This window comes from Streptomyces sp. NPDC104367 (assembly GCF_055583825.1).
Genome location: NZ_JBVJND010000002.1, coordinates 108,749 through 132,503, shown reverse-complemented (window position 1 = coordinate 132,503; position 23,755 = coordinate 108,749). Strand labels below are relative to the sequence as shown.

Here is a 23,755-nt window from a genome sequence, read left to right as displayed (position 1 = left end):
CACTATGGCCCCATGCGCGAGAGGACTGCCGGAGCGGCGACATTCAAGCGGTTACGCAAGGGGCGGGGCCTCTCGCTCGCCGGTCTCGCCCACGCGCTTGTCGTACTCGCACGGGATCTGCGCCACCCTCCGCTGCCGACGGCGGCCGGTGTGCAAAGGAGCGTCGCCCGCTGGGAGTCGGTCAGCCCGAGCAGACCCGATGAGCGTTACCAACTGCTCCTCGCGCACCTCTACGCCCGTACCCCTGCCGGTGAACTCCAGCTCGGTGCGGGCAGCGACTTCGCCGAATACCTCCAGGCGCTCGGGCTCATGGGCGAGAGCGAACTCCGTATCGCCGAACTCCGCACCCAGGTGCTGCGGGCGGCGACGGACTCCACCGGTGGGATGCTCGCTCTGCTCTCGCCCCGTGTGCAGAGCGGCCTTGCCTCGGCTCTCGGTGATCCCACGCGCGCGGACGAGGACACTGTGGCCGGGCTCGCATCGGTCGTAACGGACGTCAACACCGAGGTGGGTTCGCTGCCGATGGTGCGGCTCCAGCTGTTGCTCGCGCCCGCCGTGGAAGCGGCACACCGTCTCTTGTCCGGTCCGGTACCCGAGCCCCTCCTTCCGGGCCTGCGTGAGGTGGCGGTGTCGGCGGTCATGCTGGCCGGACGGCTGGCATTCGAGACCCGGGACGACGCGGCGTCGCGGACGCTCTACCAGGAGGCGATCCAGGAGGCGGTACGGCTCGGTGTTCCGTGGCGTACCGCCGCTGTGCAGATGAGCCATGCGCTGGTGACCCTGTATTCGGCGGATTCGGCACAGGACATCGGGAGTGCCCGGCGCATGGTGAGCGACGCGGTGTTCACTGCCGGCCGCGGGGAGTCGACGCTGATGCGGGCCAGAGCCCATGCGCTCCAGGCGGAGATCGCCGCGCGGGCGGGGCAGGAGCGACAGGCGCGGGCCGCGCTGGGGCTGGCCTGGTACGACGTCGAGGCGGACCGCGGCGAGGACCCGGCGCCGACGTGTTTCTCGGTCGGACACCTGCGCGGCTTCGAGGGCGTGTGCGAGTTGTACGTCGGCGACGCGGCTGCCGCGCACGACCGGTTAGCCCGATCGGCCCTCGCGTTACGGGCTCCACGGGAGCAGGTGCAGCGGGTGATCGTCACGACCGACCAGGCGCTGGCACGGATCCGGCTGGGCGAGCCACGAGCGGCGGCGGAACTGCTGCACGAGTGCGTGACCGCGGCGTCCGGCACGGGCGGCCGGGTTCCGGCGCTCCGCCTGCGGGAGGCGCGCAGGCGACTGCTGCCCTGGCGCCGCGAGGACTGGGCGGCGGACCTCGACGACCACCTCATGGACATACGGGGAACCTGATACGGGGACCTGGCATATCGGGCATGGTGGGCGACGGGGAAGCCGAACGGTGAGCGGGCGGCCTCCTGGGTCCGTATTCTCCTTCGCCATGCCACTGAGCCTCACCGTCCTCGGCACCGCCGCTCCGCATCCCCTCCCGGGCCGTCCGTGCTCCGGGTACCTGCTGCGGGGCGGTGGTGCCGAGGTGTGGGTGGACGCGGGCACCGGGACCTTCGCGGAATTGCAGCGGCACACCGATCCGACGCGGCTCACGGCGATCTGGATCTCGCATCTGCACGCCGACCACAGCGCCGACCTGCTGGCCGCCGCGTACGCCTACGCCTTCGGCGGGATGACCCCGCCCGCGCCGATCCTCGTCTACGCCCCGCAGGACTGCGCCCGCCGCCTGGCGGGCTTCTTCGGCCGTGCGGACCTGGCCTTCCTGAACGGGGTCTTCGACTTCCGGCCCCTGTACGACGGCCATACCGTCCAGCACTGGAACCTGCGGCTCTCCGCGCGGGCGGTCGCCCACGACGCCGAGGGCTACGGACTGCGCGCCGAATGCCAGGGCAGCGTCCTCGCCTACTCCGGGGACAGCGGCCCGTGCGACGCCCTGACCGAGCTGGCCGTGCGCGCGGACGCCTTCCTCTGCGAGGCGGACCTCGACGAGCATCGCGATGGCGAACGGTTCCATCTGACTCCGGAGGACGCGGGGCGGATCGCCCTGGAGGCCGGGGTGCGGGAGCTCCTGATCACCCACGTGGGACCGGCCCTGACCCGGGAGATGGCCGCGGCCCGGGCCGCCGCGGTCTTCGGGCGGCCCACGAGCGTGGCGCGGGAGGGCGAGGCCCGGGGCATCTGAGCCCCGGCCCGGAGCGACCCGGCAACCGCACCCCAGTAACCGCTTTCTGTCTTCTCTGTCAGAAGCATTGACGAAACACGGCCGCCCTCCTACCTTCATCCGCGTCGTACTTCGTACGTCATATATGAGACGCGATACGCGAGATCAGATACGTCAGACCGGGTCCCAGGGCCCGGTACGTGACCCCGAGAGGCGCGCATGACCTCTGTGCCCATGCCGATCCCGTCCCGCACCCAGTTCGTGCTGGACGCGATCAAACACCGCATCCTCACCGGGCAGCTGACGCCCGGCCAGGCCCTGGTGGAGACCGAGCTCGCCGCCCAGTTCGGGGTGTCCAAGACCCCCGTGCGGGAGGCGCTCAAGACCCTCGCCGGGACCGGGCTGGTCATGATGAGCCAGTACAAGGGCGTCACGGTGCGCATGGTGGACGCGGACATGGCCCGCGAGGTCTACGACGTCCGGCTGCTCCTCGAACCCGAGGCGCTCAGACGCGCCGTCCGCAGGGGCGCCTCCCTCGACGCCGCCCGCGACGCCCTCACCCGGGCCGACGACGCGACCGACACCGCCGAACGCTCGCTGGCCAACCGGGAGTTCCACCGCGCCCTCTACCTCCCGTGCGGCAACCCGCTGCTCGGCCGCATGCTCGACGAGGTCCGCGACCAGGCCGCCCTCGTCTCCGCCGTGGCCTGGGCCGCCTCCCCCTCCTGGGAGCGCGAGGCCGGCGAGCACCGCGAGATCCTGCGGCTGGCGCTGGACGGGGACGCCGACGGCGCCGCCCGCGCCCTGCACGCCCACATCGCGTCCTTCGTCGAGCGTGCCTATCCCGATGCCCAGGCAAAGGAAGGTCAGGAATGAGCAGCGTGGCGTTCGAGACCCCACGGGCGGCCCTGGCCGACGTCGTGGCCATCCCGGTGACCCCCTTCGCCGCGGACGGCAGCGTCGACCGGACCGCGCACCGGGCCCTGCTGCGCCGCCTCCTCGACGGCGGGATCCGCACCCTCACCCCGAACGGCAACACCGGCGAGTTCTACGCCCTCACCCCCGAGGAGCGCCGGCTGGTCACCGAGACGACCCTCGACGAGGCCGGCGACCGGGCCACGGTCCTCGTCGGCGTCGGCCACGACGTGCCCACCGCCGTCGCCTCCGCCCGGCACGCCCGCGACCACGGCGCCGACATGGTGATGGTCCACCAGCCCGTCCACCCGTACGTCGCCCAGTCCGGCTGGGTCGACTACCACCGCGCCGTCGCCGAGTCCGTCCCCGAGCTGGGCGTCGTCCCGTACGTCCGCAACGCCCAGCTCACCGGGGCCCGCCTCGCCGAACTCGCCGACGCCTGCCCCAACGTGATCGGCGTCAAGTACGCCGTCCCGGACGCCGCCAAGTTCGCGGCCTTCGCCCGGGACGCGGGGCTGGACCGCTTCGTCTGGGTCGCCGGGCTCGCCGAGCCCTACGCGCCCTCCTACTTCTCGGCCGGCGCCACCGGCTTCACCTCCGGTCTGGTGAACGTCGCCCCCGCCATTTCGCTGAACATGATCGAAGCGCTTCGATCCGGCGACTACGCGGCCGCCATGAAGGTCTGGGAACAGATCCGCCGCTTCGAGGAACTCCGCGCCGCCAACGGCTCCGCCGACAACGTCACCGTCGTCAAGGAGGCCCTCGCCTCCCTCGGCCTGTGCCGCCGCGACGTCCGCCCGCCCAGCAGGCACCTCCCCGAGGAAGAGCGCGCCGAGGTCGCCGCCATAGCCGCCGGATGGTCGCTGTGAAGCGGCCGGAGGAACTCCGCAGCCACCAGTGGTACGGCACCGACGGCCTGCGCTCCTTCAGCCACCGCGCCCGTACCCGCCAGCTCGGCTACCTGCCCGAGGAGCACCTCGGCAAGCCGGTCGTCGCGATCCTCAACACCTGGTCGGACATCAACCCCTGTCATGTGCACCTCCGTGACCGGGCGCAGGCCGTCAAGCGGGGCGTCTGGCAGGCCGGCGGCTTCCCGCTGGAGTTCCCGGTCTCCACCCTCTCCGAGACCTTCCAGAAGCCGACCCCGATGCTCTACCGCAACCTGCTCTCCATGGAGACCGAGGAACTGCTGCGGTCCTACCCGGTCGACGGCGCGGTGCTGATGGGCGGCTGCGACAAGTCCACCCCCGCCCTGCTCATGGGCGCCGCCACCGTCGACCTGCCCACCGTCTTCGTGCCCGCCGGCCCCATGCTCCCCGGCCACTGGCGGGGCGAGGTCCTCGGCTCCGGCACCGACATGTGGAAGTACTGGGACGACCGGCGGGCCGGCCTGATCGGCGACTGCGAGATGCAGGAGCTGGAGAGCGGCCTGGCCCGCTCGCCCGGACACTGCATGACCATGGGGACGGCCTCCACCCTGACCGCCGCCGCGGAGGCGCTGGGCGTCACCGTCCCCGGCGCGTCCAGCATCCCGGCCGTCGACTCCGGGCACGAGAGGATGGCCGCCCTGGCCGGGATGCGGATCGTCGAACTCGTCCACAAGGACCGCAGGCTCTCCCAGCTGCTCACCCGTGACGCCTTCGAGGACGCCGTCACCACCGTCCTCGGGCTCGGCGGCTCCACCAACGCCGTCATCCACCTCATCGCCATGGCCGGACGGGCGGGCGTGCGGCTCACCCTGGACGACTTCGACCGCGTCGCCCGCACCGTGCCCGTCCTCGCCGACGTCCGGCCCGGCGGACAGAAGTACCTCATGGAGGACTTCCACTTCGCGGGCGGCCTCCCCGGCTTCCTCTCCCGCATCCCCGACCTGCTCCACCTCGACCGGCCGACGGTGTCGTACGACACCTACCGCGAGCAGCTCGCCGGCGCCCGGGTGCACGACGACGACGTCATCAGGCCCCGCGACAACCCGGTCGCGAGCGAGGGCGGGGTCGCCGTGCTGCGCGGCAACCTCTGCCCCGACGGCGCCGTCATCAAGCACATCGCCGCGGAACGGCACCTGCTCAAGCACACCGGGCCCGCGGTCGTCTTCGACGACTACCGGACCATGCAGCGCACCATCGACGACCCGTCACTGGGCATCACCGCCGACAGCGTGCTCGTCCTGCGCAACGCCGGCCCCAAGGGCGGCCCCGGCATGCCCGAGTACGGGATGCTGCCCATCCCCGACCACCTCCTCAGACAGGGCGTGCGGGACATGGTCCGCATCTCCGACGCCCGGATGAGCGGCACGAGTTACGGCGCCTGCGTGCTGCACATCGCGCCCGAGTCGTACATCGGCGGACCCCTCGCGCTCGTCCGCACCGGGGACTCGGTCACCCTCGACGTCGAGGCCCGCGTCCTCAGGCTCGACGTGGACGACGAGGAGCTGGCGCGGCGCCGGGCCGAGTGGACGCCGCCGCCCGCGCGGTACGAGCGCGGCTACGGCGCGCTCTACGACCAGCAGATCACCCAGGCCGACACCGGCTGCGACTTCGAGTTCCTGGCCCGGCCGGGAGAAGTGCCCGACCCGTACGCGGGCTAGCCCCCCTTTCGTGATCGTCGAAGCGCTTCAACCACGTGCATGTAGCAAGCGCTTCCTGTACCCGCTGTACCTGCCCCACTGCGAACGGAGAACAGGTCATGGCCCAAGCCGCAGCCGTGGCGAAACCGCCCGCGCCACCCCGGCGGCGCCGTGCCTCCGCGACCCCGCGCAGGCTGCCGTATCTGCTGATCGCCCCCGCGGCCCTGCTGATGCTGGGCTTCATCGCGTACCCGGTGCTCAGCGTCTTCTACTACAGCCTGCAGAACTACAACCCGACCAAGCCCTGGCGGAACGGCTTCGCGGGCCTGGACAACTTCACCCAGGCTTTCGCCCACGACCCCCAGTTCTGGGACACGCTGACCTTCAGCGCCAAGTGGGTCGTGGTGGAGGTCGGGTTGCAACTGCTGTTCGGCCTCGCGCTCGCGCTGATCGTCAACCAGACCTTCGTGGGCCGGGCGCTGGGCCGCGCCCTGGTCTTCTCCCCGTGGGCCGTCTCCGGCGTGCTGACCTCCGCGATCTGGGTGCTCCTCTACAACTCCCAGACGGGCATCACCCGTTACCTCGCCGACGCGGGCATCGGGTCGTACGGCACCAGCTGGCTCTCGGACACCGGGACCGTCTTCCCCGCTGCCGTGGCCGCCGACCTCTGGCGGGGCGTGCCCTTCTTCGCGATCCTCATCCTCGCCGACCTCCAGTCCGTCTCCAAGGACCTCTACGAGGCCGCCGAGGTCGACGGGGCCGGCCGGCTCAAGCAGTTCTGGCACATCACGCTGCCGCACCTCAAGGACGCCATCGTGCTGGCCACGCTGCTGCGCGCGGTGTGGGAGTTCAACAACGTCGACCTGCTCTACACCCTGACGGGAGGCGGCCCGGCGGGGGAGACGACGACCCTCCCCCTCTACATCGCCAACACCAGCGTCGACGCCCACAACTTCGGCTACGCCTCGGCCCTGACCACCGTCGCGTTCGTGATCCTGCTCTTCTGCTCGGTCGTCTACCTGCGGCTGAGCAAGTTCGGAGGCGAGGCGAAGTGATCACCGAGATCGCACCCACCGCGGAGCCCGCCGTGTCCGCACCCGCCCGGCCCGCAAGGCGGCGCCGCGCCTGGGACGAGGTCCCGCGCTGGCAGATCTACCTCCCCCTCGGGATCTACCTCCTGTTCACCCTTCTCCCCTTCTACTGGATCCTGCTCTTCGCCCTCCGCCCGGCCGGCTCCACCTCCCTCGTCCCCTGGCCGGTCACCTTCGACCACTTCCAGAAGGTGTGGACCGAGCGCAGCTTCGGCACCTACTTCACCAACAGCGTCTACGTCGGCGTCTCGACCCTGGTGCTGACCACGGTCGTCGCCCTGGCCGGCGGCTACGCCCTCGCCCGCTTCGACTTCCGGGTCAAGCGCGGCTTCATGCTGGCCCTGCTCTGCTCCCAGTTCGTGCCGGGCGCGCTGCTCCTCGTCCCGCTCTTCCAGATCTTCGCCGGCCTGCGGATGATCAACTCGCTGGGCAGCGTCGTCGTCGCCGAGACCGTCTTCCAGCTCCCGCTGTCGATGATCCTGATCAGCGGCTTCATCCGGAACGTGCCGTACTCCCTGGAGGAGGCCGCCTGGGTCGACGGCTGCAACCGGTTCACCGCCTTCCGGATCGTCGTGCTCCCGCTGCTGCGGCCCGGCCTGATCGCCGTCGGCTCCTTCGCCTTCGTGCACGCCTGGAACCACTTCCTGTTCGCCCTGATGTTCCTCTCCGACCAGAGCAAGCAGACCATCCCGGTCGGCCTCAACACCCTGATGAGCGCCGACAGCGTCGACCTGGGCGCGCTGGCCGCTGGCGGGATCGTCGCCGCCGTCCCGGTCGTGATCGTCTTCGCCTTCATCCAGAAGTGGCTGATCACCGGCTTCAGCGCGGGGGCGGTGAAGGGATGAGCCACCGCACGGGACACCTCATGAGACGCCTCCCGGTCCGGGCGGCCCGGACGCTTACCCTGCACGCAAAGATCGACAACGCAGGGAGGACGCTGTGAACTCTTCACCCATCGACGTGGTCCTGGCCGGAGCGCGCGGCCACGGCCACTGGCACCTGGAGAACATCCGGCGGCTCCAGGACAAGGGGGTCGTGCGGCTGGCGGGTATCTGCGAGCTGACCCCGATGGGCGCCGACGAGCTGCCCGAGGGGCTGGGTTCGCCCGAGCAGTCCGCCGACTTCGGCGTCCTGCTCGACTCGACCGGCGCCCGGATCGCCGTCGTCTGCACGCCCATCCCCACCCACACCGACCTGGCCCTGACCGCCGCCGAGCGGGGGGTGCACCTGCTGCTGGAGAAGCCGCCTGCGCCGTCGTACGCCGAGTTCCGGCGGATGGCCGACGGGGTCGCCAAGGCGGGTGTGGCCTGCCAGATCGGCTTCCAGTCGCTGGGCTCGCAGGCCGTGCCGGCGATCCGGAAGCTGATGGCCGAGGGCGCCATCGGCGAGGTGACCGGGGTGGGCGGCGCCGGCGCCTGGGCCCGCGCCGAGTCCTACTACCGGCGCGCCCCCTGGGCCGGCAAGCGGCGGCTGAACGGCGTCGACGTCATCGACGGCGTCCTCACCAACCCGCTCGCGCACGCCGTCGCCACCGGCCTCGCCCTGCTCGGCACCACCCGCGCCGAGGACGTCACCGGCATCGAGACCGAACTGCTGCGCGCCAACGACATCGAGTCCGACGACACCTCCTGCGTCCGCGTCGCCACCCCGCACGGCCCGGTCACTGTCGCCGCCACGCTCTGCGCCGAGGAACCGGGCGACCCCTACGTCCTGGTGCACGGCTCCAGCGGCCGGATCACCTTCTGGTACAAGCAGGACCGCGTGCTGGTGCAGCGGGCGGGCCACGGCCCGCAGGAGATCGACTTCGACCGTACGGACCTGCTGGAGAACCTCGCCGACCACCTCACCACGGGCGCCGAGCTGCTCGTCGAGCCCGACGCGACCGGCGCCTTCATGAAGGTCGTGGAGGCGATCCGGCTGGCCGACGACCCGGCCGCGCTGCCCGCCGGCGCCTGGCACCTCCTGCCCGACGAGGACCGCCGGGTGGTGACCGGCATCGACGGCCTGGTCACCGCCGCCGCCGACACCCTCGCCCTCTACTCCGAGCTGGGCGCCCCCTGGGCCCCACCGAACGAGGTGAGCACATGACAGCAGACAGCCCGGTGCTGACGGCCGCGGGGCGGCCGGTGGCGTGGTACGTGACACACCACAGGCTCCCGGCCCGCCTCTCCCCGCGCCCCTACCTCCACCCCGTCACCACCCTGGCCGGCACGGTGGTCACCGAGCTGGCGCCCGCCGACCACCTCCATCACCTCGGCGTCGGTGTCGCCGTTCCCGACGTCGAGGGGCACAACTTCTGGGGCGGACGGACCTTCGTCCGGGACCGGGGGCCGACCGAGCTGGACGACCACGGCACCCAGCGCCATGTCGCCTTCCAGCTCAGCGACCCCGACGGCTTCGTCGAGGAGCTGCGCTGGGTCGGCTCCACCGGGACCGGGCTGCTGCGCGAGCGGCGCACCGTCGCGGCCGTCGAACTCACCGACACCGCCTGGGCGCTGGACTTCACGTTCTCGCTGACCGACGTCACCGGCGGCCCGCTGTCCATCGGCAGCCCGGCCACCAACGGGCGCCCCGGCGCGGCCTACGGCGGCTTCTTCTGGCGGGCCCGTAAGGAGGCCGCCGCGCCGGACGTCTTCACGGCGGACCGGGAGGGGGAGCCGGCGGTGCACGGCCGCGGCGCCGACTGGCTGGCGATGGCCGGCACCGACTGGACGCTGGTCTTCGCCGGGGCCACCGAGGAGACCCGCCACGACCCCTGGTTCGTGCGGACCGCCGAGTACCCGGGCGTCGGCTCCTCGCTGGCCCACACCGGGCGGCTGCCGGTCCCGGCCGGCGGGACGGTCGTCCGCCGGATCGTCACCGTCGTCGCGGACGGCCGCCTCGGCCGCGACGAGGCGGCCTCGCTGGCCCGGAAGGCGGTGACCCGGTGACGGCGACCTACACCAACCCGGTCCTGGACGCCGACTGGTCCGACCCCGACGTCGTGTGCGTCGGCGACGACTTCTACCTGACCGCCTCCAGCTTCGGCCGTGCTCCCGGCCTGCCGCTGCTGCACTCCCGCGACCTGGTGAACTGGACCCTCGTCGGCCATGCCCTCGAACGCCTGGTGCCGGAGGGGGAGTTCACGGTCCCACGGCACGACCGCGGCGTCTGGGCGCCCTCGTTGCGCCATCACGACGACCGCTTCTGGATCTTCTGGGGCGATCCCGACCACGGCATCTTCCAGGTCAACGCGGCCGAGATCAGGGGCCCCTGGACCAGCCCGCACCTGGTGAAGGAGGGCAGGGGACTCATCGACCCCTGCCCGCTGTGGGACGACGAGACCGGCGAGGCGTACCTCGTGCACGCCTGGGCGAGGTCCCGCTGCGGGATCGGCAACCGGCTCACCGGCCACCGGATGCACCCCGACGGCACCTCGCTGCTCGACGCGGGCAAGACCGTCGTCGACGGGGACCGCATCCCCGGCTGGTTCACCCTCGAAGGGCCCAAGCTCCACCGGCACGACGGCTGGTTCTGGATCCTCGCGCCCGCCGGGGGAGTGGCGACCGGCTGGCAGGGCGCCCTGCGCTCCCGCGGGTTCTTCGGGCCCTACGAGGAACGGATCGTGCTGGAGCAGGGGGACACCGACGTCAACGGGCCGCACCAGGGCGGCTGGGTGCGGACCCGCGGCGGCGAGGACTGGTTCCTGCACTTCCAGCAGCGCGGGGCCTACGGCAGGGTGGTCCACCTCCAGCCGATGCGCTGGGGCGAGGACGGCTGGCCGGTGCTCGGCGAACGAGGCGCGCCCGTCGCCGTGCACCGGCGGCCCGCTCTGCCGGCGCAGCCGCCCGCCGCGCCCGCCACCGACGACGACTTCCCCGGCGGGCGGTTCGGACGGCAGTGGCAGTGGACGGCCAACCCGCGGGACGGCTGGGCGACCCAGCACTCGGCGGACGGGCTGCGGCTGACGTGCGTGCGCTCGTCCGACGCGTTTGACCTGAGGCGGCTGCCGAACGTGCTGACCCAGCGGCTGCCCGGTACGCCGTGCACGGTCGAGGTCGGACTCCGGCTGGACGGCGCCGAGCCCGGCGCGCGGGCCGGGCTCGCGGTGCTCGGGGACGCCTTCGGCTGGATCGGCCTGGAGCGCGGGCCGGACGGGGGCGTACGGCTGGTGCACCGGTTCGCCGAGGCCGTCGCCGAGACGGAACGCGACGCCGCGTCCGCGTGCCCCGCGCCCGCGGGACGGGCCCGGCTGCGGATCGAGATCGCCGCCGGCGCGCGCTGCCGGTTCTCCTTCGACGTGGGGGCGGGCCCCGTCCCGTCCGGACCGGTGTTCACCGCCACGCCCTGGCGCTGGGTCGGCGCCCTGCTCGGCCTCTTCGCCGTCGCGCCCGAGGGGCCTGGCCCCGCCGGTGCGGCCACCTTCAGCCAGTTCCGGATCAGCGCCAGGTAGTCCACACCACCCCAGGGAGCCGCAATGACGCATCCCCGTAGCAAGCGCTTGCCCGACCAGGAACCGACTTCTCCCACAGCTCCACATGTCCGCTGGATCCCGAAGAAGAGACCCGAGGAAGAGAGCCGACCGATGAAGAGCAGCATCCGCAGAAGCAGGCGTGCGGCCGTCGCCGTCGCCCTGGGTTCCGTGCTCGCGCTGACCGCCACCGCCTGCGGCGACGACGGCAGCGGCAGCGCGGGGGACAAGGGCGGCGAGGGCTCCGGCAAGGGCACGATCACGTTCTGGGACAACAACGGCGGTGTCCGCACCGACGTCTGGAAGCAGATCATCGCCGACTTCGAGAAGCAGAACCCCGACATCAAGGTCAAGTACGTCGGCGTGCCCGCCGCCAGCGTCCAGTCCAAGTACGACACCGCCATCCAGGGCGGCGGGCTGCCGGACGTCGGCGGGGTCGGCACCGCGATGCTCGCGGAGGTCGCCGCGCAGGGCGCGCTGGAGCCGCTGGACGGCCGGCTGTCCAAGAGCTCGCTGAACGGCAAGCTGGGCGACAACTTCCTGGCGAGCGTCAAGGCGGCGGGCGGCGACGGCAAGACCTACTCGGTGCCGACGTCCGCGAACAACGGCACGCTCTGGTACCGGACCGACCTGTTCGAGGCGGCCGGACTGGACGCGCCGACCACCTGGACGAACTTCTTCACGGCCGCGGCCAAGCTCACCGACCGGGCGAAGAACGAGTTCGGGTACACCATCCGGGGCGGTGAGGGCTCCATCGCCCAGGCGCTGGACGCCACTTACGGGCAGAGCGGGATCACCTCCTTCTGGAACGGCGACAAGACCACCGTCAACGACCCGGAGAACGTGGCCGCGCTGGAGAAGTACGTCGGGCTGTACAAGAAGGACACGCCGTCCGCCGACGTCAACAACGACTTCACCAAGATGGTCGCGCAGTGGGACTCCGGCACGATCGGGATGCTGAGCCACAACCTCGGTTCCTACGCCGACCACGAGAAGGCGCTCAGCGGCAAGTTCAAGGGCATCCCGAACCCGACGCTGGACGACGGCACCCGGGTGCAGGTCTCCAACCCCGTCGACGGGCTCGGGCTGTTCAAGTCCAGCAAGAACAAGTCCGCGGCCTGGAAGTTCATCGAGTTCGCGGCCTCGCACAAGGCCAACAGCGAGTGGAACGAGTCGGCGGGGCAGGTGCCGGCGAACAACGAGGCGGCGCAGGACTCGTGGGTCCAGTCGTCGGAGCCGACGAAGCTGGCCGCCGAGGCGCTCGGCGGGGCGACCACGAAGATCGTGCAGCTGCCCTACTACCTGCCGGACTGGAACACCATCTCCAAGGCCGACAACGAGCCGAACTTCCAGAAGGTGCTGCTCGGGAAGCTGACGGCGAAGGAGTTCCTGGACACGCTGGCCGACCAGCTCGACAAGGCCCAGGCGGACTGGAAGAAGAACCACTGAGGCCGGATGGTTCGCGGCTGTGGGGGACTGCGGGGCCGTCGCGGCCGGTCGCGCAGTTCCCCGCGCCCCTGGGCAGGACAGACACCTCGATCCCTGTTTGAAAGGCGGCCCACGTGTCCCTTACGCGCAGACAGGTAACATCCGCGGCTCTCGCCGCCGTTCCGCTCGCCGGTCGCGGCCCCGGGGGAACCCACCGCACCCTCTACATCGCCGGCGACTCCACCGCCGCCCAGAAGTACGCCGACGCGGCTCCGGAGACCGGGTGGGGGATGGCGCTCCCCTTCTTCCTCCGTGCGCGGACCACCGTCTCCAACCAGGCCGTGAACGGGCGGAGTTCCAAGAGCTTCGTGGACGAGGGGAGGCTGGACGCGATCCTCGCCGCCATCCGGCCGCACGACCTGCTCCTCGTCCAGTTCGCGCACAACGACGAGAAGAGCGCCGATCCGACGCGGTACACCGAGCCCTGGTCGACGTACCAGGACTATCTGCGGATGTACCTCGACGGGGCGCGGGCCCGCGGTGCCCGGCCCGTGCTCGCCACCCCGGTCGAACGGCGCAAGTTCGACGCGGACGGCAACGCCGTGCCGACCCACGGCGACTACCCGGCGGCGATGCGTGCGCTGGCGGAGCAGGAGCACGTGGCGCTGCTCGACATCGAGGCGCTGTCGCTCGCGCTGTGGCAGTCGCTCGGGGTCGAGGCGACCAAGACGTACTTCAACTGGACGGACACCGAGCAGGACAACACCCACTTCAACCCGCCGGGGGCCATCGCCGTGGCCCGGCTCGTGGCACGGGAACTGCTGCGCACCCGGGTGCTGGCCCGGCACGACGTCGTCCGGCTGCACGAGGACATACCGACTTCCTGGATCACCTGGCCACCCGCATAGCCGAGGAGAACCGCACAGTGCGTACACAGAAATGTCATGGACGTGTCATAGGGGCGGTCGTGGGCTGCACGGCCCTCGTGCTGGCCGTGACCGGGACCGCCCAGGCGGCCCCGCACCGGGTCGCCACCGACCGCCAGGTGCTGGCCGCGAACGACGGCTGGGGCGCCGCCACCACCGGGACCACCGGGGGGTCCGCCGCCGACGCCGCGCACGTCTACACCGTCACCACCTGGGACCAGTTCAAGGCGGCCCTCGCCGACGGCGGCAGCGCGCCGAAGATCATCCGAGTCGAGGGCACCATCGACGCGGACGGGCCCGGCTGCGACTCGTTCGCCGCGCCCGGCTACGACTTCGACACCTACCTCGCCACCTACTCACCCGAGGTCTGGGGGCGCGCCACCAACCTCGACAGCGAGCCCGACGACAGCCCGGAGGGGCTGCGCCGCGCCTCCCAGGCCAACCAGGACGCCTACATCAAGGCGTACGTCCCGGCCAACACCACCATCGTCGGCATCGGCAAGGACGCCGGCTTCAAGGGCGCCAGCCTGCAGATCAAGGCCGTCGACAACGTCATCGTCCGCAACCTGGGCTTCGAGAGCCCGCTGGACTGCTTCCCGCAGTGGGACCCGACCGACACCGCCGACGGCAACTGGAACTCCGAGTACGACAGCGCCGTCATCTACGGGTCGACCCATGTGTGGATGGACCACAACACGTTCACCGACGGCGACCACCCGGACAGCACGCTGCCCTACTACTACGGGCGGATCTACGAGCAGCACGACGGCGAGCTGGACATCGTCAAGGGCGCCGACTACGTCACCGCCTCCTGGAACGTCTTCGAGGACCACGACAAGACGATCCTCATCGGAAACAGCGACAGCGCCGCCACGGCCGCCGTCGACCGGGGACACCTCAGGGTCACCTTCCACCACAACCTCTTCTCCAACCTGGTGGAGCGCGCGCCCCGGGTCCGCTTCGGACAGGTCGACTCCTACAACAACCACTTCGTCGCCGAGGACGGCTACGGCTACAGCTACGGCATCGGCATGGAGTCCCAGCTCGTCGCCGAGCACAACGCGTTCACCCTCGCCGACGGGGTCGGCACCGGTTCGATCCTGAAGAAGTGGAAGGAGGCGCCGCTCACCGCCGACGACAACTACGTCAACGGCGTCCTCACCGACCTCATCGCCGTCCACAACACCGAGGTCCCGGGCGAGATCCTCCAGTCCGGCGCCGGCTGGACCCCCACCCTGCGCACCCGGATCGACCCCGCGCAGGCCGTGCCGCGCATCGTCGACTGCGGCGCGGGCGCCGGCCGCCTGAGCTGACACCCCACGGGGCCGGGGCACTCCGCGTCCCGGCCCCCACCCCCCCCCACCGCGAAGGACGTACCGCCACCCCTTCTTCTTCCTCCTCTCCCGCCACCGTCAAGGAGCACCCGCATGTCCTCGCCCCACCTCCCCCTGTCCAGACGGGGTTTCCTGCTCGCGGGCGCCGGGGCGGGCGCCGCGCTCGCCCTGGGCGCCCGCCCCGCGCACGCCTCGGGCCGCCCCTTCGGGCGCTACGGCTCCCCGGAGCACCGCCTCTCCCCGCAGACCCTGTACGTCGACGCCCACGGGCGCGGTGACTTCACCACCGTCCAGGCCGCCGTCACCGCCGCCACCGGCAGCGGACGGACCCTGGTCCTCGCCCCGGGCGTCTACCGGGAGACCGTCGCCGTCGACACCACCCGCACCGAGGCCACCTGGATCGGTGCCGCCGAGGACCCGCGTGCCGTCGTCATCGTCTACGACAACGCCAACGGCACCCAGAAACCGGACGGTTCGGGGACCTACGGCACCAGCGGCTCGGCCACCACCACGGTGCAGGCCGCCGGGTTCACCGCCCGCTGGATCACCTTCGCCAACGACTGGCTGCGCGCCGACCACCCGGACATCACCGGCACCCAGGCCGTCGCCCTCAAGGTGCAGGGCGACCGGTCCGCCTTCCTCGACTGCCGCTTCCTCGGCCACCAGGACACCCTGTACGCCGACTCCACGGCCCTGGCCGTCTTCGCCCGCCAGTACTTCGCGCGCTGCCACGTCGAGGGAGACGTCGACTTCGTCTTCGGGCGGGCGAGCGCCGTGTTCGAGGACTGCCGCTTCCGCACCCTGGACCGGACCGACCTCGCCGCCGCCCCCTACGGGTTCGTCTTCGCGCCCTCCACGGCGGCCGCCAACCCGTACGGCTACCTGGTCAGCCGCTCCAGCGTGACCAGCGCGGCGCCGGACGCCTCCTACAAGCTGGCCCGGCCCTGGGTGCCCAGCTCCGACACCACCGCCCGGCCCTCGCTCGTGGTCCGGGACAGCCGGCTCGGCGCCGGGATCGACGCCGTCGCCCCCTACACCGACATGTCGGCGAGCCACCCCTGGCAGGACCAGCGCTTCGCCGAGTACCGCAACACCGGCCCGGGCGCGGTCGTCTCCGTCCCCGAGAACCGGCCCCAGCTCACCGACGAGGAGGCCGGGTCCGCGACCCGGGAGACCTACCTCGGCGACTGGACCCCGTGGCAGGGGTGCTGACGTGCCGACCCGACGCGCACTCCTCGCCGCGGGCGCCGCGCTCACCGTGGGCTCGGCCACCGCCTTCACCCGCGACCGCCGTGTCCTGCACGTCCGGCCCGGCGACTCCGTGCAGGCCGCCGTGGACGCGGCGGACGGCCCCGGACGGACGATCGTCGTCCATCCGGGAACGTACCGCGAGGTCGTCAACGTGCCCGCGGAGAAGGCCGAGTTGACGATCCGGGGCGCCGGGCGCGACCCACGGGCCGTCGTCATCGTGTACGACAACGCCAACGGGACCCAGAAGCCGGACGGTTCGGGAACCTACGGCATTGCGGGCTCCGCCACCTTCACCTCGGCGGCGCCGGGGCTCGTCGTCCGCGACCTCACCCTCGCCAACGACTGGCTGCGCGCCGACCACCCGGACATCACCGGGACCCAGGCCGTCGCCGCCTGCCTGACCGGGGACCGCACGCACGTCGACAACGTGCGGCTCCTGGCCCACCAGGACACCCTGTTCGCCGACACCACCGCGCTCGGCTCCTTCGACCGGCAGTACTTCCGCCGGTGCCACATCGAGGGAGACGTCGACTTCGTCTTCGGCCGGGCGCGGGCGGTGTACGAGCACTGCCACTTCCGCACCCTGCAACGGGACGTGGCCTTCACGCCCAAGGGCATGGTGTTCGCCCCTTCGACCGCCCGTGCGAACCCGTACGGGTTCCTCGCCCTCCGCTGCCGGTTCTCCTCCGGAGCGGAGGACGGGGCGTACAAACTGGCGCGGCCCTGGGTGCCGACGTACGAGACCACCGCCTGGCCCTCGCTGGTCGTGCGGGACAGTCTCATCGGCCCCGGGATCGACCCCGTCGCGCCCTACACGAACATGCGGGACGCCTACCCCTGGCAGTCCATGCGGTTCGCCGAGTACCGCAACTCCGGTCCGGGCGCGGTGATCACCGTGCCCGAGAACCGGCCCCAGCTCACCGACGCCGAGGCGCTGTCGCACACCCCCGCGGCCTACCTCGGCGACTGGAACCCCCTGGGACGTCCGATCCCCTCACCCTGATCGACGAAAGGACCCGCACGTCATGCGTCGACTCAGCACCTTCACCGCCCTCGCCGTGACCACGGCCTCGCTCGGCCTCGCCGTCCTCGCCACCCCGGCACACGCGGCGACCGTCGTGGTCAGCAACTCCACCGACCTGACCAGCGCCATCAAGAACGCCACGGCCGGCACCGTCATCCAGGTCCGCGGCGGCACCTACTACCCGACGGCCACCCTCCAGTCCACGGCGAACGGCACCTCCTCCGCGCCGATCACGCTCACCGCGTACGGCTCGGAGACCGTCAAGATCGACGGTTCCTCGCTCGCCTCCGGCTCCTGGATCTTCAAGCTGACCGCGGACTACTGGAACGTCTCCAACATCACCTTCCAGAACTCCCCGGACAGCGCGGTGGTCTGCCAGTCCTGCACGGGCACCAACTGGAGCAACATCAAGACCATCAACGGCGGCGACTCGGGCTTCACGCTCACCGGCGACGACACGGTCAACAACACCGTGAAGAACCTGGACAGCTACGGCAACTACGACGCCGCCACGCACGGCCAGAACGCCGACGGCGTCGCCATCAAGTTCGGCTCCGGCACCGGCAACCTCGTCACCGGCGCCCGTCTCTACAACAACTCGGACGACGGCATCGACCTGTGGTCCTTCTCCTCGCCGGTCACCATCGAGCACAGCTGGTCCTTCGGCAACGGCGTCAACCGCTGGGGCGACTCCGCCTTCGAGGGCAACGGCAACGGCTACAAGCTGGGCGGAAACGGCGTCACCGTCGCCCACGTCGTCAACAACTCCGCCGCCTGGGGCAACGCCGGCAACGGCTTCACCGAGAACTCCAACACCGGGGCGATCGTCATCAACCGCACCACCGCCTACGCCAACAGCGGCTGGGGCTACTACTTCGCCACCAGCGCCTCGCGCCTCGGCAAGAACCTCGCGGTGAGCAACGGCAGCGGCTCGGTCAGCAAGGGCTCGTCGGTGGTCTCGGCCGGCAACAACTGGGACAGCGGCATCAGCACCCCCGCCTTCAAGTCGACGGACGCCACGACGGCGTACAACGCGCGGCAGTCCGACGGCTCGCTGCCCGTCACCACCTTCCTCACCACGGGGAGCACGACCATCGGGGCCACGATGGACTGAGCGGGAGCCCGGTAGACGGACAACGGACAGACAACCGGAACCCCTCCGTCCAGGGCGCTTGACCCGCTTTTTGCCTGTGGATGAGGTATCGATCGGGCAACGGGTCTCGCGCCCACCCGGGTGACGCGCGTAGAACTCCTGTCATGAATAAGCCACTTCGGATCGCGGCGATCGTCGCCTCCTGTGCCGTCGCCGGAGGCGCCCTCTACGGCGCCGGTGCCGCCACCGCCGGTCAGTCGACGGCGAACTCCACCCACGAGCCCTACAACATCGGGCTGCTGGTGAAGGACATCGACACCTACTACGGCACCGCCGCCGACGCCAACGGCGTGTACCAGGCGTCCGCGGACAGCCCGTACGCCAAGGACCTGGCCCGCATCGACGCGGCCGCCAGGAAGTACATCGACCAGGCCGCGCGCAAGGCGCACCACCGGGGCGAGAAGCCCGCGGTCGTCTTCGACATCGACGACACGCTGCTGCTCAGCCTAGACTACGAGAAGCGGTACAACTACACGTACAACTCGACCACCTGGGCCGACTACGTCAACAAGGCCGACCGGCCGGCCGTGTTCGGCAGCGCGGAACTCGTCCGGTACGCGCATCAGAAGGGCGTGGAGGTCTTCTACAACTCCGGTCTGAGCGAGGCGCAGCGCACCGCCGCCGTCGACAACCTCAAGAAGATCGGCGCGGACGTCAACCTCGACGCCGCCCACATGTTCCTCAAGGACAAGGCCAACCCGCCGTCCTACCTCAGCTCCTGCGCCACGGCGGGCACCTGGAACTGCACGACCGTGCAGTACAAGGCCGGCACCCGCAAGCACATCGAGGACGACCTCGGGTACGAGATCGTCGCCAACTTCGGCGACCAGTACTCGGACCTGGACGGCGGCTACGCGGACCGCACCTACAAGCTGCCGAACCCGACGTACTTCGTGTCGTAACCGGAAGGGCGGCAACCCTTTCCGGCCGCGGCGGCGACTGGGAGACAGAAACGGGCCGGGGCGGCCCCTCCGGCCCGTTTCGCTCCCCATCGTCAAGGAAAGGAACGGCCCGTGCGTCTCAGCACCGGACGACACCGCAGGACGCGTACGCTCTCGATCGCCGCGACGGTGGCCGTCGCCGCGGGAGCGGGAGGCGTCTACCTCGGCCTGTCGAACGGCGGTGCCCAGGCCGCCACCAGCACGGTCACCGTCTCCACCACGGCACAGCTCCAGTCGGCCGTCGCGAACACCGCCGCCGGGACCGTCATCCAGGTGCGCGCGGGCACCTACTACCCGACGGCCACCCTCAAGTCGACCGCCAGCGGCACGAGTTCCAGCCGCATCACGTTCAAGGCCCACAGCGGCGAGAAGGTGAGGATCGACGGCTCCAAGCTGCCCGCCGGCTCCTGGCTGACCGGGATCTACGGCAGCCACTGGACCGTCCAGGACCTCACCTTCCAGAACTCCCCGGCCCAGGGCTTCGTCGTCACCTCGTCCACCGGCGGCGTCTTCAAGAACCTCGTCACCGCGAACAACGGCGACTCCGGCTTCACACTGCGCGGCGACGACACCGTCGGCAACCTCGTCCAGAACCTGGACAGTCACGGCAACTACGACGCCTCCGGGCACGGGCAGAACGCGGACGGCATCGCCATCAAGTTCGGCTCGGGCACGGGGAACAAGGTGACCGGCGCCCGCCTCTACAACAACTCGGACGACGGTCTCGACCTCTGGCAGTTCTCCTCGCCGGTCACCATCGAGCACAGCTGGGCCTTCGGCAACGGCAAGAACCGGTGGAACGACTCCGCGTTCGAGGGCAACGGCAACGGGTTCAAGCTGGGCGGCGGGGGCGTCGCCGTCGCGCACGTCGTCAACGACGACGCGTCCTGGGACAACACGCTGAACGGGTTCACCGAGAACTCCAACACCGGGGCGGTCGTGCTGAACCGCAACACGGCGTACGCGAACGGCGAGGCCGGTTTCTACTTCGCCACCGGCAGGGCCCGGCTGGCCCGCAACCTCGCGGTGGGCAACAAGGGCGGGGCGGACAAGCTGGGTTCGTCGACCGTGTCCGCGGCGAACAGCTGGGACAGCGGGGTGAGCACGCCCGCCTTCAGGTCGACGGACGCGACGACCGCGTACGGGGCCCGCGGCTCCGACGGTTCGCTGCCCGCCACGACCTTCCTGACCACGGGGTCCGCCACCATCGGGGCGACCATGGACTGACGGCGCGACGACCCGTGCCCGGCCCACGGTTCCCCGCGCTCCTGCCGCTTCTTCTAGGGCGCGGGAAACCGTGTCCGGCCGGCCGTTCGGGGCGGCGTGTTCCCGGACCTCACCACCGGGAGCCGTGCCACCTCCCCGCCCGCCTGCTCCTGGTCGCCGCCGGCGGGGAAAAGGTTGCCGCGTTCCCGGAACTTTCCTACGAGTCGCCGTCGTCCGTCGTGTGGGTGGCGAAGCCGCCGGTCACCGCGTACCGCTCGCCGTCGCCGCCGCCCGTGACCGTGTAGCTGTCGTCCTTGGCGTCACGGCTGCCGCGCTCGTGGTTGTACTGGCCCGCGAACACCCACTCGCCGACCGCGACCTCGGCGCCCGGCTTGAGCGTCCACGTGTAGACCAGGTAGCCGTCCTGCTCGGCCACCGTCAGCGTGAAGTCGGTCTCCGGCAGCGAGCGCCAGGCACCGGCGTCGGACACCCCGCCGGTCTGGGCCACCTTCAGCCGGACCGTGAGCGAGGTGAGCCGCTCGGTGGTCTTCAGCGTCACGTCGGACTGCGCCCAGAAGTCGTTGCTGTGCGGGTCGACCGAGCCGTCGGACCACAGCGCGCCGTCCTCCTCGCCGCGCGCGGCGGGTGCCGTGGCGGTGGCGGAGGCCTTCGGGGTCGAGGTGTGCGTCGGACCGGCGGAGGGCGAGGAGGACTCGGCCGACGGGCTGGGCGCCGGCGGGGCGGCCGAACGGGACGGCGGGCGCGAGGTCGCGTCCGGGGACCCGGAGGGCGCCGGCGACACCGCGACGGTCTTCTCGGCCGGCGTGTCCTTCACCGCCGAGGCGACCGCGTAGCCGCCGACACCGAGGACCGCGGCGACCGCGGCCGTGGCGCTGACCACCCGGACCCAGCCGAACACGGGCGGCAGGGTGGCGCGGTGGCCGGGACGGCTCTGCGCGGTCATGCCCCGCTCCACCCGGGCCAGGATGCGGGCGCGGTCGGGTTCGTGCTCCCCGGCCGCCTCGTGCAGCCGGGCGCGCAGCTCGTCGTGCACGTCCTGCTGCCTCATCGGTTCCTACCTCCGCTCCCGCCGGCGCGCGGCGCCATCGCCGCGTGCACCTTCTGCGGAACGCCCGGGGACCCGCCGAGCAGCTTCTGGAGCTCGGCCATGCCCTTCGACGTCTGGCTCTTAACCGTACCCACCGAGATCCCCAGGGCGAGCGCGGTGTCCTTCTCCGACAGGTCGAACGCGTGCCGGAGCACCACACACGCCCGTTTGCGGAACGGCAGGCGGCGCAACGCCCCCTGGACGTCGACGACTCCGGCGATGTCCGGGTTCTCGGTCCGCTCCTCGCGGTGCGACCAGAACAGGGCGACCCGGCGCCGCTCGCGGACGGCGCTGCGGATGCGGGTACGGGCCAGGTTGGCGACGACGCCCCGGGCGTAGGCCACCGGGTGGTCGGCCGCGCGCACCCGGTCCCAGCGGTGCCACAGCGCCAGCAGGGCATCGGCGGCCAGGTCGTCGGCGGCGTCGGGCTCGCCGGTCAACAGGTGGGCGAGACGCGAGAGTTCGGCGTAGTGGCGTTCGAAGAAGGCATGGAACTCCACGGAGGCGTCGTCATCGACGACTGTGCCCACGGGTGACCTCCGAAGGAACGTTTTGGCGAGATTCGGAGCGTAGCAGTGGTCGTTTCGTGTGCCCGGTACGGGGGTTCGGTGACCGAGTTCGATTCCGTAACACGGGGAAAACCTGAAACAGGTTCAACGCGGGAACAATCCAGCCAGCATCCGCACACGAACGTACAGGCGACGAGGAGTTCGAGCATGTCCGAAACCCAGAAGGCGGACCCGCCGCCGACCGCGGCGCCACCCGCCGGGAACGGCGTCGACCGGTTCTTCAGGATCTCCGAGCGGGGATCCACCTTCGGCCAGGAGATACGCGGCGGCTTCGCCACGTTCTTCACCATGGCCTACATCCTTGTCCTGAATCCCATCATCCTCGGCAGCGCCAAGGACAAGTTCGGGCACACCCTCGACACCGGCCAACTCGTCACCGCCACCGCGCTGGTGGCCTGTGTGATGACGATCATCATGGGTGTCGGCGGGAACCTGCCGCTGGCGATCGCGGCCGGCCTCGGCCTCAACGCCGTCGTCGCCTTCCAGCTGGCGCCGCTGATGAGCTGGTCCGACGCGATGGGCCTGGTCGTCCTCGAAGGCCTGCTGATCTGCGTGCTGGTCGTGACCGGTCTGCGCGAGGCGATCATGAACGCCATCCCGCAGCAGATGAAGCAGGCGATCGGCGTCGGCATCGGCCTGTTCATCGCGTTCATCGGCTTCGTCGACGCGGGCTTCGTCAGCCGGATCCCGGACGCCGCGGACACCACCGTGCCGGTGCAGCTGGGCGCGGTCGGCCGGCTGACGGGCTGGCCCGTACTCGTCTTCTGTCTTGGCGTGCTCCTGACCATCGCGCTGGTCGCCCGCAAGGTGAAGGGCGCGATCCTCATCAGCATCGTCACGATGACCCTGGTGGCGATCGTCATCGACTCGGTCGCCGACATCAAGAGCTGGGGCCTGACCACGCCCAAGATCCCCGACAAGATCGTGGCCGCGCCCGACTTCGGGCTCGTCGGTCACTTCAGCCTGTTCGGCGGCTTCGCCAAGGCCGGTGTCCTCACCGCGGTGCTGCTGGTCTTCACCCTGATCCTGTCCGACTTCTTCGACGCCATGGGCACGATCGTCGGCGTCAGCGCCGAGGCCGGGCTGCTCGACGACAAGGGGCAGGTGCCCGGCATCGGGCGGGTGCTGTTCATCGACGGCGCGGCGGCCGTGGCCGGCGGCATCGGCTCGGCCTCCTCCAACACGGCGTACATCGAGTCGGCGGCCGGCGTGGGGGAGGGGGCCCGCACCGGCTTCGCCAACCTGGTCACCGGCGGGCTCTTCGGACTGGCGCTCTTCCTCACGCCGCTGCTGACCATCGTCCCGCTCCAGGCGGCGGCGCCCGCGCTGATCGCCGTGGGCTTCCTGATGATGACCCACGTCAAGCACATCGACTGGGACAGGTACGAGATCGCCGTCCCGGCGTTCCTGACCATCGCCGCGATGCCGTTCACCTACTCGATCACGGACGGCATCGGGGCGGGCTTCCTCGCGTACGTCGTGATCAAGGCGGTGCTGGGGAAGGCGAAGGAGGTCAACTGGCTGCTGTGGGTCGTGTCCGCGCTGTTCCTGGTGTACTTCGCGATCGATCCGGTGGAGCAGGTGCTGGGCGTGAAGTAGGACGCCCCACGGACGCGA

General features: G+C 71.0%; 21 protein-coding genes. 19 read left to right on the top strand and 2 right to left on the bottom strand.

The window, feature by feature from the left end:
- Positions 1 to 12 precede the first annotated feature (12 nt).
- From ACZ619_RS03405 to ACZ619_RS03320, 18 genes are all read left to right on the top strand, one after another.
- A complete protein-coding gene (locus ACZ619_RS03405; RefSeq protein WP_469593534.1) occupies positions 13 to 1,356 on the top strand; it encodes a hypothetical protein in 1,344 nt (447 codons plus the stop codon).
- Positions 1,357 to 1,444: 88 nt separating this feature from the next.
- Complete coding sequence (locus ACZ619_RS03400) at positions 1,445 to 2,197, top strand: MBL fold metallo-hydrolase (protein ID WP_469593531.1); 753 nt, start codon at positions 1,445 to 1,447, stop codon at positions 2,195 to 2,197.
- A 198-nt stretch (positions 2,198 to 2,395) separates the two neighbouring features.
- Positions 2,396 to 3,052, top strand: coding sequence for a GntR family transcriptional regulator (locus ACZ619_RS03395; RefSeq protein WP_469593528.1), 657 nt, complete (start codon positions 2,396 to 2,398; stop codon positions 3,050 to 3,052).
- Positions 3,049 to 3,960 (top strand): dihydrodipicolinate synthase family protein, encoded by a 912-nt coding sequence (locus ACZ619_RS03390; protein ID WP_469593525.1) that lies wholly within the window; start codon positions 3,049 to 3,051, stop codon positions 3,958 to 3,960. The genes ACZ619_RS03395 and ACZ619_RS03390 overlap by 4 nt, the downstream gene beginning before the upstream one ends.
- Complete coding sequence (gene araD / locus ACZ619_RS03385) at positions 3,948 to 5,678, top strand: L-arabinonate dehydratase (RefSeq protein ID WP_469593523.1); 1,731 nt, start codon at positions 3,948 to 3,950, stop codon at positions 5,676 to 5,678. The genes ACZ619_RS03390 and araD overlap by 13 nt, the downstream gene beginning before the upstream one ends.
- A gap of 98 nt (positions 5,679 to 5,776) precedes the next feature.
- Positions 5,777 to 6,712, top strand: coding sequence for a carbohydrate ABC transporter permease (locus ACZ619_RS03380; RefSeq protein WP_469593521.1), 936 nt, complete (start codon positions 5,777 to 5,779; stop codon positions 6,710 to 6,712).
- Positions 6,709 to 7,593: a carbohydrate ABC transporter permease gene (locus ACZ619_RS03375; protein ID WP_469593519.1), complete on the top strand. Its 885-nt coding sequence runs from the start codon at positions 6,709 to 6,711 to the stop codon at positions 7,591 to 7,593. Before ACZ619_RS03380 ends, ACZ619_RS03375 begins: the two co-directional genes overlap by 4 nt.
- Before the next feature lie 94 nt (positions 7,594 to 7,687).
- Positions 7,688 to 8,836, top strand: coding sequence for a Gfo/Idh/MocA family protein (locus tag ACZ619_RS03370; protein WP_469593517.1), 1,149 nt, complete (start codon positions 7,688 to 7,690; stop codon positions 8,834 to 8,836).
- A complete protein-coding gene (locus tag ACZ619_RS03365) occupies positions 8,833 to 9,678 on the top strand; it encodes a DUF6807 domain-containing protein (RefSeq protein WP_469593515.1) in 846 nt (281 codons plus the stop codon). The genes ACZ619_RS03370 and ACZ619_RS03365 overlap by 4 nt, the downstream gene beginning before the upstream one ends.
- Positions 9,675 to 11,180 (top strand): glycoside hydrolase family 43 protein, encoded by a 1,506-nt coding sequence (locus ACZ619_RS03360; RefSeq protein WP_469593513.1) that lies wholly within the window; start codon positions 9,675 to 9,677, stop codon positions 11,178 to 11,180. Before ACZ619_RS03365 ends, ACZ619_RS03360 begins: the two co-directional genes overlap by 4 nt.
- Before the next feature lie 132 nt (positions 11,181 to 11,312).
- Positions 11,313 to 12,647, top strand: coding sequence for an ABC transporter substrate-binding protein (locus ACZ619_RS03355; RefSeq protein ID WP_469593511.1), 1,335 nt, complete (start codon positions 11,313 to 11,315; stop codon positions 12,645 to 12,647).
- 113 nt (positions 12,648 to 12,760) lie between these two features.
- Positions 12,761 to 13,534 carry a rhamnogalacturonan acetylesterase gene (locus ACZ619_RS03350; protein ID WP_469593509.1) on the top strand — a complete coding sequence of 258 codons (774 nt, stop codon included), beginning with the start codon at positions 12,761 to 12,763 and terminating at the stop codon, positions 13,532 to 13,534.
- Positions 13,535 to 13,551: 17 nt separating this feature from the next.
- The gene (locus ACZ619_RS03345; RefSeq protein WP_469593507.1) at positions 13,552 to 14,865 is read left to right on the top strand and encodes a pectate lyase family protein; all 1,314 of its coding nucleotides are present in this window, start codon (positions 13,552 to 13,554) and stop codon (positions 14,863 to 14,865) included.
- Positions 14,866 to 14,979: 114 nt separating this feature from the next.
- On the top strand, positions 14,980 to 16,098 hold the full coding sequence (locus tag ACZ619_RS03340) for a pectinesterase family protein (RefSeq protein WP_469593505.1): 1,119 nt from the start codon (positions 14,980 to 14,982) through the stop codon (positions 16,096 to 16,098).
- Position 16,099: 1 nt separating this feature from the next.
- Complete coding sequence (locus tag ACZ619_RS03335) at positions 16,100 to 17,140, top strand: pectinesterase family protein (protein WP_469593503.1); 1,041 nt, start codon at positions 16,100 to 16,102, stop codon at positions 17,138 to 17,140.
- A gap of 22 nt (positions 17,141 to 17,162) precedes the next feature.
- Positions 17,163 to 18,275 (top strand): right-handed parallel beta-helix repeat-containing protein, encoded by a 1,113-nt coding sequence (locus tag ACZ619_RS03330; RefSeq protein ID WP_469593502.1) that lies wholly within the window; start codon positions 17,163 to 17,165, stop codon positions 18,273 to 18,275.
- A gap of 143 nt (positions 18,276 to 18,418) precedes the next feature.
- On the top strand, positions 18,419 to 19,216 hold the full coding sequence (locus ACZ619_RS03325; RefSeq protein WP_469593500.1) for an HAD family acid phosphatase: 798 nt from the start codon (positions 18,419 to 18,421) through the stop codon (positions 19,214 to 19,216).
- Positions 19,217 to 19,327: 111 nt separating this feature from the next.
- The gene (locus ACZ619_RS03320) at positions 19,328 to 20,482 is read left to right on the top strand and encodes a right-handed parallel beta-helix repeat-containing protein (protein ID WP_469593498.1); all 1,155 of its coding nucleotides are present in this window, start codon (positions 19,328 to 19,330) and stop codon (positions 20,480 to 20,482) included.
- Positions 20,483 to 20,678: 196 nt separating this feature from the next.
- Here the strand turns inward: ACZ619_RS03320 and ACZ619_RS03315 are convergent, their stop codons facing one another.
- Together ACZ619_RS03315 and ACZ619_RS03310 are read right to left on the bottom strand one after the other, a co-directional pair.
- Entirely contained in the window at positions 20,679 to 21,530 is an 852-nt protein-coding gene (locus ACZ619_RS03315; protein ID WP_469593496.1) for a hypothetical protein, read from the bottom strand.
- The gene (locus ACZ619_RS03310; RefSeq protein ID WP_469593494.1) at positions 21,527 to 22,099 is read right to left on the bottom strand and encodes a SigE family RNA polymerase sigma factor; all 573 of its coding nucleotides are present in this window, start codon (positions 22,097 to 22,099) and stop codon (positions 21,527 to 21,529) included. The genes ACZ619_RS03315 and ACZ619_RS03310 overlap by 4 nt, the downstream gene beginning before the upstream one ends.
- Positions 22,100 to 22,285: 186 nt before the next feature.
- Here ACZ619_RS03310 and ACZ619_RS03305 point away from each other — a divergent pair, with 186 nt between their 5' ends.
- On the top strand, positions 22,286 to 23,737 hold the full coding sequence (locus ACZ619_RS03305; RefSeq protein ID WP_469593492.1) for an NCS2 family permease: 1,452 nt from the start codon (positions 22,286 to 22,288) through the stop codon (positions 23,735 to 23,737).
- Positions 23,738 to 23,755: the final 18 nt, after the last annotated feature.